Genomic DNA, 13,064 nt, shown 5'->3' with positions numbered 1-13,064 from the left:
CCATCCTCAAGAAAGTGGGGCGAGTGAGAATAGACCGTCACCTGGACGGTCTTGGGTCATTCGTCGTCGGCGGGAGCTGCAGGCTCCATCTCGAGTAGACGAATGCGACGATTATCGGCGTTGAGCACAGTGAAGCGCCAGTTGCCGATGGTGGCGTGTTCGCCTCGGCTGGGCAGATGGCCGAAACGCTGCATGACCAGGCCGCCGAGGGTATCAAACTCATCGTCGGGGAAGTGAGTGTTGAAGCGCTCGTTGAAATCCTCGATGGGCGTCAGGGCGCGGACGGCATAGCGATTGTCGCCCAGATCGCGGATATCCACTTCCTCATCGATATCGTGTTCATCTTCAATGTCGCCAACGATTTCTTCGAGGATGTCTTCAATGGTAATGATGCCCGCGGTGCCACCGTACTCATCCACCACAATGGCCATGTGATTGCGAGTATCGCGGAATTCCTTGAGCAGACTGTTGAGGCGCTTGGATTCCGGCACGAACATGGCCGGACGCAGGACTTCTTCGAGCTTGAAAGGAAGGGCGTTGTCTTTGTTATGGAGCAGTGGAAGGAGGTCCTTGACCAGCAGGATACCTTTGACTTCATCCAGGTTCTCGCCAATGACCGGATAACGAGAATGCGCCGTTTCCAGGATGATCGGAAGGTAGTCTTCCAGAGGCTGGTCGATTTCGATGGCGGTGACCTGGGAGCGTGGGATCAGGACTTCACGAACCTGCTGATCGCTGATGTTGAGCGCGCCCTCGATGATGGTCAAGGCATCCTGTTCAAGCTTCAGCCGGTTGGCAGCTTCGCGCAGGAAGTCACGGAGCTCATCACGCGAGCTGGGTTCATCACTGTCGCTGGAAAGGGCGCTGAAGAGTTTTTCGAGCCAGGACCTGCTGCCCTGGCTACTCGATCGGTCTTCGCTCATGCGTTGGTTCTCTCGTCCTCACTTGCATAGGGGTCGGCGATGCCTAAGCCGGCCAGGATCTCTCGTTCAAGGCCTTCCATGTGCTCGGCCTCGTCGTCCTCGATATGGTCATACCCCAGCAGATGCAGGGTGCCATGTATTACCATATGAGCGTAGTGCTGAGTCAGGGTCTTGTCTTGTTCCGTGGCCTCCAGGGCAACCACTGAATGACAGATGATCAGATCGCCGAGCAGTGGCAGTTCCAGACCTTCAGGTGCTTCAAAGGGGAATGACAGCACATTGGTTGGCTTGTCCTTGCCACGATAGTCGCGGTTCAGGCTCTGGCTCTCATCATTGTCCACGAAACGTATCGTAAGTTCTGCATCCTGCTGATCCGGGTGTCGGGTGAGCACAGCATTGACCCAACGCTCCAGGCTAGCCTGGTCCGGCAAATCGGTCGCAGCAGTGGCGACCTGGCGGTCGACCGTCGCACTCACGATGATGCTTCCCTGGATGAGTTGCTGGCCTGTTCCTGGCGCTCGTTTCTCTTCTCTTGGGCCGCAGCGGCACGCTGTTGTTCCCGAGCCTCTCGCCGGGTGCGTTCCTCGGCTTCCTGGTCGGCTTCGAACAGCTCGTAGGCCTCGATGATGCGCTGAACCAGTGGGTGGCGCACAACATCCTTGGAAGCAAAGTGAGTGACTCCGATGCCAGAGGTATCCTTGAGCACGTCGAGTACCTGGATCAGTCCTGAGTGTTGTCCACGAGGCAAGTCCACCTGGGTGACGTCACCGGTGATCACGGCTGTGGAGCCGAAGCCGATGCGGGTCAGGAACATCTTCATTTGCTCGCGTGTGGTGTTCTGGCTTTCGTCGAGAATAATGAATGAGTCGTTGAGCGTACGCCCGCGCATGTAGGCCAGCGGGGCGATCTCGATCACTTGGCGTTCGATCAGCTTGCCGACCTGCTCGAAGCCGATCATTTCATAGAGAGCGTCGTACAGCGGCCGCAGATAAGGGTCAATCTTCTGTGCCAGGTCTCCGGGCAGGAAACCCAGTTTTTCGCCGGCTTCCACTGCCGGGCGTACCAGAAGAATGCGACGTACCTGCTGCTGGTTGAGCGCTTCTACTGCGGCAGCCACGGCCAGGTACGTCTTGCCAGTGCCCGCGGGACCGATACCGAAATTGATATCGTATTGGCGGATATTGGCGACATAACCTTGCTGGTTGAACCCGCGAGGCTTGACCACCAGGCGTGGAGTACGAATCAGTACCTCGCCGGCAGTCTCGTTGCCATTATCCTCGTCCAGCGACTCAAGTCCGGCCTCCTGCAAGAATAGATGCACGCTATCTGGCGTCAACTCAGAGGTTTCAGCCTCGCGATACAGCTGCTCGACCACGTTGGCAGCAGCCTTGACCTGGGATGTAGGACCGGCGAGCTGGAAGATATTACCGCGGTTTCTCAGGGTCACGCCGAGTCGTTCTTCGATCAGCTTGAGATGTTCGTCACGTTGACCACAGAGGTTGGCCAAGCGACGTGGCTCGTTGGGTTCGAGATTGAGCGTGATGATGCGATTGGCCTGGGAAGATGGCTGGCTCAAGGCAGAGGGGTCCATGCGTTGGTGGTAGGTAATTGGCGTCAGCTGTCAGATTACTGCCCTGACCTAGGCCAGGGCAATGCTATAGCAGGGCGATCTTGGTCTGACTTGATCAGAAACGCTCAGCAGAGGCAAGTTCTCCGCGCAGGGAGTTGGGCAGTGCCTCGGTAATCTCCACATCAACGAAGTAGCCGATAAGTTCGGTCGGATTGGCCGCCCGGAAGTTGACCACTCGGTTGTTCTCTGTGCGGCCAGACAGCTGCCCAGGATCCTTGGATGAGAAACCGGTGACCAGAATACGCTGGGTGGTGCCGACCATGCGACGGCTGATCTGCATGGCTTGCTGGTTGATGCGTTCCTGCAGTATAGCCAGGCGCTGCTTCTTTATTTCCTCTGGTGTATCGTCCGGCAAACTTGCTGCTGGAGTCCCCGGGCGAGCGGAATAAACGAAGCTGAAAGAGGCATCGAAGCCAATACGATGGATCAGGTCCATGGTGGACAGGAAGTCTTCTTCCGTTTCCCCTGGAAAGCCGATGATGAAGTCAGAGGAAAAACTGATGTCCGGACGCAGGGTTCGGATGCGCTCCATCTTGTCGACATACTCTTCGACTGTGTGGCCGCGCTTCATTGCTGCCAGGATTCGATCTGAGCCGGCCTGTACCGGCAGGTGCAGGTGACTGACCAATTCGGGAATCTCGCCGTAGGCTTCGATCAGGCTGTCGCTGAACTCCACGGGGTGAGAAGTGGTGAAGCGGATGCGATCAATGCCGTCCACTGTGGCGATGCAGGCAATCAGTTCCGCCAGATCGATTTCATCGCCATCTTCGTTGATACCACGATAGGCATTGACGTTCTGACCCAGCAGGTTGATTTCGCGTACGCCTTGGTCGGCCAGGTGAAAGACCTCGTCCATCACGGCTTCGAAAGGGCGTGACACTTCTTCACCACGGGTGTAGGGAACAACGCAGAAGGTGCAATATTTGGAGCAGCCTTCCATGACCGAGACGAAGGCTGTTGCGCCATCTGAACTTGGTTTGGGCAGGTGATCGAACTTCTCGATTTCCGGGAAGGTGACATCGACCACGGATATCTGGTTGTCACGGCTGGCATCAAGCATGGACGGCACGCGGTGCAGCGTCTGAGGGCCGAAGACCATGTCCACATGCGGTGCTCGTTTGCGGATGGCCTCGCCTTCCTGGCTGGCCACACAACCCCCTACGCCAATCACCAGGTCGGGATTGGCTTCCTTGAGCTTTTTCCAGCGGCCGAGTTGATGGAATACCTTTTCCTGGGCCTTTTCACGGATAGAGCAGGTGTTGAGCAGAATGACATCCGCATCCTGCTCGTTGTCAGTCAGCTCCATCTGATGAGACTCACCGAGCAGATCCGCCATGCGTGCGGAGTCATACTCGTTCATCTGGCAGCCGTGGGTCTTGATGAATAGTTTCTTCGTCATGGGATTCTGGAAAACACCGGAGGTGCGTATCGACGGAGGTGAATGGCTTGCGAGTGCGAGAAACGTTGCCGTTGCTGGCGTCATGAACGATCGCCGAGAAACAGCGATATATCGCGAGTGGCAAATGAATACTGTGGTTAGACAGGCACCACCAAGGAAACACTGCATGAATGCCCGCACTTCAGGCGATCTGTGCCGGGCATGCTCGTCGAATCGATTCGTTCAGTATTTCCCTGACGCCGCGGCGACCGTCGGCGGAGTTTCTCGATGGGCCAATGTATCTGGTGGCGCATTATACTCGCCGGATGAGATAGGGGCCAGCATCGGTAGAAACAGACGCTGATCATTATGGTAGTCTTGCCCATCGAGATGACAGGTCTGGCGAATGCTGCTGGCGATAAAGCCTGGTCAGATAATGACCGATTTGTGCTCAGGGCAGGGCTTCCGCCGCTCTTGTCGTGGTTTCCAGCGGTTTTCCCGATAGTTGTCCACAGAAGTTGTGGAATACTTGGTTATGGAATACCTGAATGCGATGGCAAGGTATGACTCTCGCTGGTCAAGGCAAGGAAATGGCCAGTGTGAGAAGGCTGCACTTGAGCGAGCAGGCTGAGCGGTCGAGTTGGATAGATCGGTCTTGAAAGACTAGTGTGAAAAATTTTGTAGGAAAGGTTTCGCATGGGTAGCTTGGAAAGGCAGTTGCCATTCGAGCCTAGGATAGCCAGGAACAGGGCATGAAAACGATTCTCAAGACTTTGACACTGGGTACAGTGCTCTCCGCCATGGCCATGCCGGTGGTGGCTCAACAGGACGATGCCAGCCGTTGGGTATCGGATGAACTGTCTACCTTTGTGCGCAGTGGGCCGACCGACCGTTATCGCATCGTGGGCACGTTGACAGCCGGACAACCGGTGACGCTGCTTTCCACCAATGGTGACTACTCCGAGGTGCGTAGCGAAAGCGGTGATGTGGTCTGGGTACAGAGCAAGGAACTGCAAGAGGAACCCAGCGCTCAGGATCAGCTTCCCGAGTTGCAGGATCAGGTCAAGGCACTGACCAGTGAGCTCGACGGCATCAACGATACCTGGGAAAAGCGCACCAGCGCCATGCGCGACAACCTGGCAGCGCGTGAACAGCGTATCAATGAACTGGAGACGCGAAACCAGGAGCTGGAAAGTGCCAATGCTGCCATTGGCCAGGCCAATCGGAAGCTCGAGGCTCGTCTTGATACTCAGAAAGAAGACCTGCTGATGCGCTACTTCATGTATGGCGGTGGTGTCGCTGGAGCCGGGTTGGTGGTTGGCCTGCTGGTGCCTCATCTGCCACGGCGTCGTCGCAAGCGCGATCGCTGGTTCTGATACGGGGCTTGTGATGCAGGAAGATTGGCTCAAGCGCTGGGAAGAAGGCCGCATCGGTTTTCATCGGGATAGCGTCCATCCAACCTTGGTGCGGCATTGGCCAACGTTGGGTGTGGCACCTGGCTCCAAGGTGCTGGTGCCAATGTGCGGCAAGAGCCTGGACATGCGTTGGCTTGCCGAGAAACAGCACCCGGTTCTTGGCATCGAGCTTTCGATGCTGGCGCTGGAGCAGTTTGTATCCGAGGGCTCAGGAGATGTGGCGCGCTATCAACATACGGGTTTCTCGGTCATGCGCCAGGGAAACATCGAATTGTGGTGTGGTGACTTTTTTCACTTCCATATCCAGCAGGCTGCAGAAGTTGGTGCCTTCTATGACCGTGCGGCCCTGATTGCGTTGCCCGAGGCAACGCGTCAGCGTTATGCCTTTCACATGGCCCAGCTGGTACCGCCGGGAACGCCAGGCCTGTTGATCAGCCTGGCGCGTCCTGAACCTCATGGACCTCCTTTCAATGTGACGCCCGATGAAGTACAGCGCCTGTTCGCGCCTAACTTCACCATCACGCACCTGGGCGATGGTGAAGTCGAACCTAATGGCTTCCAGGAAAGTGCATGGGCCCTAGTGCGTCGGGGGCCCATCGAATCACGATGATAGCCTGGCGGTTATCACCCGCGATTCACTTGCCCAGCATCTGACCCAGGGCTGGATCGGAGAAGGCGCGGTTGAGAGCATCGGAGAGCAGCTCTGTGACCATGCTGGTGTTGGCGGCCTTGTTAGGCGCGACGGCAAAGCTTTGATTGCGCAGTGAAGTATATTTGCCCGTATAGGTTTCTCCACCATTCTGAGCCTGCACTTCGATGACCCCTTTCAGTTGGGCTTCCGGCAGTACGACCTGGCTGGCGCCACGCAGATAATTCAGTTCCTTCAGCGTCAGGGTCAAGGATGGGGCGCCCTCGACCGGGGCGGCCGTTGGAGTGAAGCCCATGTCATGTACCGCGCGCTCGGCTTCAGCCTGTAGCTGGGGCACGATCTCGTGTGCATTGACCCGGATTTCAGCGGTGGAATTGGCTACACCACTACGGGTTCCAAGGACATCGGAGGAACGGCCATCCACTGCAATGACTGACACCTGCTGTCCTTGACCGGCAGTGGCGACAGGAATGCTGCGCTTAGGTTCGGGAAGCAAGCTCTGAGGGGCTGCGCAGGCGCTCAGTACGAGTGCGGCTGCCAATGCTGAAGCAGTCAGGTACATGCGACGAAGCATTCCATTTCTCCTGTCAGGAAACGATTCAACTCGTTGTTCAAGATGCTGTATTTGGGCATCATTCTATCGTCTGGACAGGCCGTCAGGCGGTATGTCCAGGTTGTGTGTCAGATACATGAAGGTAACGGGAAGTTCCGTTCTGGAACTTCCACCCTCTTTCTCCCCATGCCTTGGCAGTGCATGGTATTACCGCCAATGGGCGCCGTCACCAACCTCAGGCGGGTTGTGCAGCGCCTTGCGCTGCGGCACTTGTACCCTGTGGATAATGGTGCCAGCTCAGAGGGCGGGCATAGACCTTCTTGCCCCTGGACAGGCCGAGGGTGCTGGCTTCCTGATGCCGCACGGTAGCCAGCCAGGGCTGGTCCATCCATTCTGCGGTGAGTTCAACGCGTATTTCAGCCCCTACCGGTACCACTGAGGTAACAATGGCAGGTAGATGGGCAATCTCGTCGGCGCTGGTGGAAAGAGTGACCTCATGTGGACGCAGCAGGATCTCCTGATGGCCTTCCGGCAGTTCCACATGCAACTTGGCATCGCCACAGGTCAACACGCCTTCACGTACTTCGCCTTCCATATGGTTGACATCACCCAGGAACTCGAAGACGAATCGATTGGCCGGGTTGCGATATAGCTGGTCCGGTGTGTCGACCTGTTCTATGCGGCCGTTGCTCATCACCACAACTCGATCGGAGAGTTCAAGAGCCTCTTCCTGGTCATGGGTGACGAATACGCTGGTAAAGCCCAACTCGTCGTGCAGATGGCGTAGCCAGCGGCGCAGGTCCTGGCGCACCTTGGCATCCAGGGCACCGAAGGGCTCGTCAAGCAGCAGGACTTCGGGCTTGAGGGCCAATGCGCGGGCCAAGGACACACGCTGCTGCTGTCCGCCGGAAAGCTGTGCGGGATAGCGGGCGGCAAGGTGCTCGAGCTGGACCATTTCCAGCAATCGATAGACCTGGGCACGGATCTCGCCACTGCTTGGCCGAGAACGGCGCGGTAGAACGGTCAGACCAAAGGCCACATTGTCGAACACGCTCATGTGACGGAACAGAGCATAATGCTGGAACACGAAGCCGATACGACGATCGCGGACATGGACACGAGTCACATCACGTTCGCCGAACAGAATACGGGGGCCGACCTCGGCATCCGGACTTTCCAGACCTGCGATGATGCGCAACAGGGTTGTCTTGCCCGAACCGGAAGGTCCCAGCAGACCGATCAATTCGCCATTGTCGATATGCAGGTTGGTCGGTGTCAGTGCCTGAGAGCGTCCGAAGTGTTTCTGAATATTTTCGAGACGAATGCTCATGCGGCAACCTCCTGGCGCGATACGCGCCATTCGAGCAGGGCCTTGGCGGCCAGAGTGAACAAGGCGATCAGTGCAAGCAGAGCGGCGCTGGCAAAGGCGCCGACGGTGTTGTAGTCCTGATAAAGCAGTTGTACGTGCAATGGCAGTGTATTGGTTTCACCGCGGATGGCGCCGGAGACAACAGAAACCGCACCAAACTCGCCAACCGCACGTGCGTTGGTCAGGATCACCCCATACAGCAGTGCCCAACGGATGTTGGGCAGGGTGACACGGCGAAACAGGGTGAACCCCTTGGCGCCAAGGGTGACGGCTGCTTCTTCTTCCCGGGAGCCCTGGGCCTGCATCAGCGGGATCAGTTCCCGGGCGACAAAGGGGCTGGTCACGAAAATGGTCACCATCAAGATACCCGGCCATGCGAACATCAGTTGTATGTCATGGCTATCGAGCCAACCGCCGATCCAGCCATTGCGCCCGTAAAGCATCAGGTAGACAAGCCCAGCCACTACGGGGGAAATGGCAAAGGGGATATCGATCAGGGTCTGCAGCAAACGACGCCCGGGGAAGGCGAAACGGGTCACGAGCCAGGCCAGTGCCACGCCAAACGCCAGATTGACCGGAATGGTCAGTATCGTCACCAATACGGTCAGGCCAATGGCGGCGAGAGTATAGTGCTCGGTGACATTGGCAATGAACGTACTCCATCCGCTGGCAAAGGCTTGGGCAAAGATCGCCACCAGAGGCAAGAGCAGGAATAGCGCCGAGAACGCCACGGCAGCGCTGATCAGGCTGTAGCGAACCCAGCGGGCATCTCCGATACGTTGCATCAGCGACCTCCATGCAGACGGCGGATGAATCGGCCTTGCCATAAGTTGATGGCCAGCAGCAGCAGCAAGGACACAGCCAGGACTATGGAAGCGATGGCCGAGGCGCCCGCATAGTCATACTCCTGCAGCTTGACGAAGATCATCAGCGAGGTGATTTCCGTCTCGTAAGGCATATTGCCAGCGATGAAGATGACTGCGCCGAACTCCCCGAGTGAGCGTACGAATGCCAGTCCTGTTCCCGTGACCAGAGCTGGCCACAAGTGCGGAAGGATGACGCGGCGAAATGCGACGCCATCTCTGGCACCAAGTGCCATGGCGGCTTCGTCGACTTCAGCAGGCAGGTCCTCCAATACCGGTTGCACGGTACGAACCACGAAGGGAATGCTGGTAAAGGCCATGGCCAAAGCAATGCCGACCCAGGAGTAGGAAACTTTCCAACCTAGCGGCTCCAGCAACTGGCCCATCCAGCCATTGGAAGAGTACAGCGTCGCCAGGGTAATGCCGGCCACGGCGGTGGGAAGTGCGAAGGGCAGGTCCATCAAGGCATCGAGCAAGCGCTTGCCCGGGAAATCATAGCGTACCAGTACCCAGGCCAGCAGGAGGCCAAAAGCGGCATTGATCACTGCTGCCACCGCAGCACCACTGATGGTAGTGACGTAGCTGGCGACCACTCTGGGCTCAGTGATGATGGCCCAGTACTGGGACAGGGACATTCCCTTGAGCTCACCGACCAGGCCTGTCAATGGCAACAGCAGTACCAGCGACACGAAGGTCAGGCTGATTCCCAGGGAAAGGCCAAAGCCTGGCAACACACGTTGCTGGGATTGCCAGGGAAGTCGGAATGACAAGGCGCTCATGATGTTTCCTGTATGCGTGCTATCTCTATGCGTATTATCTCTATGCGCACTATCCGCATGCGTATCAACTGCATGCGTGCCAAATGATGAACCGCCTGTCGGCCTTAACGGCGTTGAAGCTGATCCAGCATGCCGCCGGATGCAAAATGGGTCTGCATGGCATCATCCCAACTGCCGAAGACGTCTTCTACCCGGAAAAGCTCGGTCTCGGGGAATTGGTCGGAGAACTCTGTTGTTACTGTTTCGTCATGCACACGGTAGTTGAAGTTGGCCAGTATGCGTTGTGCTTCCTCGGTGTAAAGGAAGGTCAGATAATCCTCGGCAATATCCAGATTGCCATTGCGTTCTGCGCTGTCTTCTACCACGGCCACCGGGAATTCAGCGAGAATGTCCACGGGAGGCACGATCACTTCGTAGTCATCACTGCCATATTCCTGGCGGATATTGTTGACCTCTGACTCGAAGCTGATCAGCACATCGCCGATACCACGTTCAATGAAGGTAGTGGTGGCACCACGGCCGCCGGTATCGAAGACTTTCACATTGCCCAGGAAGTCGCGCATGAAGTCCTGGATCTTCTCTTCATCTCCGTTGAACTGCTGCTCTGCAGCTCCCCAGGCAGCCAGGTAGGTATAACGACCATTTCCAGAGGTCTTGGGGTTGGGGAAGACGATCTCTACACCGTCGGCCGCCAGGTCTTCCCAGCTATGTATGCCCTTGGGATTGTCCTTGCGCACGAGAAACGCCGTCGTGGAATAGTACGGTGATGCATTATTGGGCAGTTGGCTTTGCCAGTCTTCGGCAACCAGGCCGGCATCGGCCAGTACTTGCACGTCTGTGACCTGGTTATAGGTCACGACATCAGCCTTGAGCCCCTGCAGAATGGCTCGGGCCTGGGCGGAAGACCCCCCGTGAGACTGCTTGATGGTCAGGGTGTCGCCATGTTCTGCCTGCCAGTGTTCCTTGAACGCAGGATTGATGGTGGCAAACAACTCGCGCGCAATGTCGTAGGAAGAGTTCAACAGCTCGCGCTCTTCCGCCATGGCGGGCATTGCCATGCCGGCTCCGACGCCAGTGGCCAAGGCCAGGGACAGGGTGGTTCGACGCAGAAACGCGGGCACAATCATGGATGACTCCCTGAGCAAAAGTGGGATTGCGGGTATTGTGTGCAGACTAATGGTTGCTTAAAGGAATTACAATTGTGCTTGTTATGATTTATGGGAATAACGATGCGTCATAGTGGCGTGCCGCCTGTAGCATCTAGAGTGGGTGTTGAGGCGGTCGGGGGGCTCGTTGTGTAGATTTTGTCCCCATGGAGTGCCACACAGACCCCCAAGCTCGTCGGCAACTGCTAGAATGCGGACTTTCTATGCCTTAATCCGCGACTGCGACCATGACAGCGACTTCCGATTTTCAGATTGCTCCTTCGATTCTTTCCGCCAACTTCGCCAAGCTTGGCGAGGAAGTGGACGACGTGCTGGCTTCCGGTGCCGATATCGTTCATTTCGATGTGATGGACAACCATTTCGTACCCAATCTGACGATTGGTCCCATGGTCTGTGAAGCCTTGCGCAAGCATGGCGTTACCGCGCCCATTGATGTGCACCTGATGGTCAAGCCAGTGGATCGTGTGATTGGTGACTTCATCGATGCCGGTGCCACCTATATCACCTTTCACCCCGAAGCCTCCGAACATATCGACCGTTCCCTGCAGTTGATTCGCGATGGCGGTTGCAAGGCCGGACTGGTGTTCAACCCAGCGACACCGCTGTCTTATCTCGACTATGTGATGGACAAGGTCGATATGGTGTTGTTGATGAGCGTCAACCCAGGTTTTGGTGGCCAATCCTTCATTCCTTCTACACTGAACAAGTTGCGCCAGGCGCGTCAGCGTATTGATGAAAGTGGCCTGGATATCCGCTTGGAAGTCGACGGCGGTGTCAAGATCGACAACATTGCGGAAATTGCCCGTGCGGGTGCCGATACCTTCGTTGCGGGTTCTGCTGTGTTCGGGGCGCGCCAGGAGTCCGATTTGCACCGTTACGATACGGTGATTGGCCGTTTCCGCGAACAGTTATCGCAGTTGACCTGATGATATTGTGACTTGGGTATATGGTGAGTGGTGATGCCGACAATAAGTGTGTCAAATCAGGCATGAGTGATGAAGGTTGTCACCGTCAGGAAGTGCGTATTTGGCACCTTTATGTCATTGAAACAGCGGCAGGTGCGCTCTACACCGGTATTACCACGGATGTGGAAAGGCGCCTTGATGAGCACCGCAAAGGCCGTGGTGCCAAGGCGTTGCGTGGCAAGGGGCCGATGACACTCGTCTATCAGGAATGCATTGGTGGACACGGTGATGCCTTGCGCCGAGAGGCTGCTTTCAAGCGCTTGTCGGCAACGGCCAAACGACAGTGGCTGAAGGATCAGGGCTATTAAGGGGGCTGTGTCTCCGTTTACAGGTAATATTGCCACCGTAACGCAAGGGAAGGCACTGGTGCGTGGAAAGGCTGGTGCTTGGTAGTTGACGTCTTTGATGGCTCGAAAACAAGGAGTTCCGTATGGAGTCAATGGAAAATGTGAATGTAGATGCATTGGTCGAATTCGCATCGACCACTGGACTACAGTTCTTGATCAATCTGGTGGCGGCCGCCGCTATTTTCATTATTGGTCGTTGGGTCGCGAAAGCGATTCATCGCCTCGTGGTCAAGGGGATGGAGCGGGCCAAGCTGGAGCCGCTGCTGGTCAAGTTTCTGGGTAATATCGTTTATACGCTGTTACTGCTGTTCGTGATTCTGGCAACCATCAGCAAACTTGGAATTCAGACCGCTTCATTGATTGCGGTGATCGGTGCCGCAGGTCTGGCGGTGGGGCTGGCGCTGCAGGGGTCCCTGGCCAACTTCGCTTCCGGTGTCATGGTCATCATCTTTCGTCCGTATCGCATCGGTGATTATGTCGAGGCGGGTGGTGTCAGTGGTACTGTGCAGGACGTGCAGATCTTCACCACTGAACTGACTACGCCGGACAACCGTAAAGTCATCGTGCCCAATGGCCAGATGATGGCCGGGGCCATCACCAACTATTCCGCCCATGCCACCCGGCGTGTGGATCTGGTCGTGGGCGTTGGCTATGAAGACGATATCGATACCGTGCGTCGTGTACTGGAAAGTGCAGTAGCTGATGACTCTCGTGTCCTGGAAGTACCTGAATCGACAATTCGTATCGGTGCCATGAACGAATCCAGTGTCGACTGGATCGTGCGTCCCTGGGTAAAAGCTGAAGATTACTGGGATGTATATTGGGGCCTGACCGAAGAGATCAAGCGGCGCTTCGACAAGGAAGGCATCAGCATTCCGTTTCCGCAGCGTGATGTTCATGTCTACCATCATGGTGACAATGCTTCGGGTCTGGATAAGCAAGAGTAATGATGGCCTGTTCTTCAGGTCTGCTTTAAACGAAGAAGGTCGCCCTTGGGCGACCTTCTTCGTTTGCTGAGCAGTTGTTT

The 13,064-nt window shown here is 56.5% G+C and carries 14 protein-coding genes; 5 read left to right on the top strand and 9 right to left on the bottom strand.

All coding sequences use genetic code 11. The features are described from left to right. Positions 1-56 precede the first annotated feature (56 nt). The 4 genes from Q1K07_RS16820 to miaB all read right to left on the bottom strand — a co-directional run bounded on the left by Q1K07_RS16820 (position 57) and on the right by miaB (position 3,952). The gene (locus Q1K07_RS16820) at positions 57-923 is read right to left on the bottom strand and encodes a transporter associated domain-containing protein (RefSeq protein ID WP_300313567.1); all 867 of its coding nucleotides are present in this window, start codon (positions 921-923) and stop codon (positions 57-59) included. Further along, on the bottom strand, positions 920-1,399 hold the full coding sequence (gene ybeY, locus Q1K07_RS16815; RefSeq protein WP_300313564.1) for an rRNA maturation RNase YbeY: 480 nt from the start codon (positions 1,397-1,399) through the stop codon (positions 920-922). The genes Q1K07_RS16820 and ybeY overlap by 4 nt, the downstream gene beginning before the upstream one ends. Then, on the bottom strand, positions 1,396-2,499 hold the full coding sequence (locus tag Q1K07_RS16810) for a PhoH family protein (protein ID WP_300313560.1): 1,104 nt from the start codon (positions 2,497-2,499) through the stop codon (positions 1,396-1,398). The genes ybeY and Q1K07_RS16810 overlap by 4 nt, the downstream gene beginning before the upstream one ends. Positions 2,500-2,608: 109 nt before the next feature. Beyond that, a complete protein-coding gene (gene miaB, locus Q1K07_RS16805) occupies positions 2,609-3,952 on the bottom strand; it encodes a tRNA (N6-isopentenyl adenosine(37)-C2)-methylthiotransferase MiaB (RefSeq protein WP_300313557.1) in 1,344 nt (447 codons plus the stop codon). Between the two features lie 779 nt (positions 3,953-4,731). Between miaB and Q1K07_RS16800 the strand changes: the two genes are divergently transcribed. After that, the gene (locus Q1K07_RS16800) at positions 4,732-5,307 is read left to right on the top strand and encodes a TIGR04211 family SH3 domain-containing protein (protein ID WP_300313707.1); all 576 of its coding nucleotides are present in this window, start codon (positions 4,732-4,734) and stop codon (positions 5,305-5,307) included. 13 nt (positions 5,308-5,320) lie between these two features. After that, on the top strand, positions 5,321-5,956 hold the full coding sequence (locus Q1K07_RS16795) for a thiopurine S-methyltransferase (protein WP_300313555.1): 636 nt from the start codon (positions 5,321-5,323) through the stop codon (positions 5,954-5,956). A gap of 25 nt (positions 5,957-5,981) precedes the next feature. On the opposite strand, the gene Q1K07_RS16790 is transcribed toward Q1K07_RS16795, so the two are convergent. The 5 genes from Q1K07_RS16790 to cysP all read right to left on the bottom strand — a co-directional run bounded on the left by Q1K07_RS16790 (position 5,982) and on the right by cysP (position 10,686). Further along, complete coding sequence (locus tag Q1K07_RS16790; protein WP_300313552.1) at positions 5,982-6,569, bottom strand: YajG family lipoprotein; 588 nt, start codon at positions 6,567-6,569, stop codon at positions 5,982-5,984. Positions 6,570-6,783: 214 nt separating this feature from the next. Continuing rightward, a complete protein-coding gene (locus tag Q1K07_RS16785; protein ID WP_300313549.1) occupies positions 6,784-7,878 on the bottom strand; it encodes a TOBE-like domain-containing protein in 1,095 nt (364 codons plus the stop codon). Then, complete coding sequence (gene cysW / locus Q1K07_RS16780) at positions 7,875-8,702, bottom strand: sulfate ABC transporter permease subunit CysW (RefSeq protein WP_300313546.1); 828 nt, start codon at positions 8,700-8,702, stop codon at positions 7,875-7,877. Before cysW ends, Q1K07_RS16785 begins: the two co-directional genes overlap by 4 nt. Then, positions 8,702-9,559 carry a sulfate ABC transporter permease subunit CysT gene (cysT, locus tag Q1K07_RS16775; RefSeq protein WP_300313544.1) on the bottom strand — a complete coding sequence of 286 codons (858 nt, stop codon included), beginning with the start codon at positions 9,557-9,559 and terminating at the stop codon, positions 8,702-8,704. Before cysT ends, cysW begins: the two co-directional genes overlap by 1 nt. A 104-nt stretch (positions 9,560-9,663) precedes the next feature. Next, a complete protein-coding gene (gene cysP, locus Q1K07_RS16770) occupies positions 9,664-10,686 on the bottom strand; it encodes a thiosulfate ABC transporter substrate-binding protein CysP (RefSeq protein WP_300313541.1) in 1,023 nt (340 codons plus the stop codon). Between the two features lie 266 nt (positions 10,687-10,952). On the opposite strand from cysP, the gene rpe reads away from it, so the two are divergent. The 3 genes from rpe (at position 10,953) to Q1K07_RS16755 (ending at position 12,984) form a co-directional block, all read left to right on the top strand. Then, the gene (rpe, locus tag Q1K07_RS16765; protein WP_300313539.1) at positions 10,953-11,651 is read left to right on the top strand and encodes a ribulose-phosphate 3-epimerase; all 699 of its coding nucleotides are present in this window, start codon (positions 10,953-10,955) and stop codon (positions 11,649-11,651) included. A 62-nt stretch (positions 11,652-11,713) separates the two neighbouring features. Next, positions 11,714-11,998 (top strand): GIY-YIG nuclease family protein, encoded by a 285-nt coding sequence (locus tag Q1K07_RS16760; protein WP_300313536.1) that lies wholly within the window; start codon positions 11,714-11,716, stop codon positions 11,996-11,998. Between the two features lie 122 nt (positions 11,999-12,120). After that, complete coding sequence (locus Q1K07_RS16755; protein WP_300313533.1) at positions 12,121-12,984, top strand: mechanosensitive ion channel domain-containing protein; 864 nt, start codon at positions 12,121-12,123, stop codon at positions 12,982-12,984. The last annotated feature ends 80 nt before the right edge of the window (positions 12,985-13,064 follow it).

This window comes from Halomonas sp., from assembly GCF_029263665.1.
Classification (GTDB): Bacteria; Pseudomonadota; Gammaproteobacteria; order Pseudomonadales; family Halomonadaceae; genus Halomonas.
Note: the sequence above shows the minus strand (reverse complement) of the source record. Positions and strands in the feature narration are given on the sequence as shown.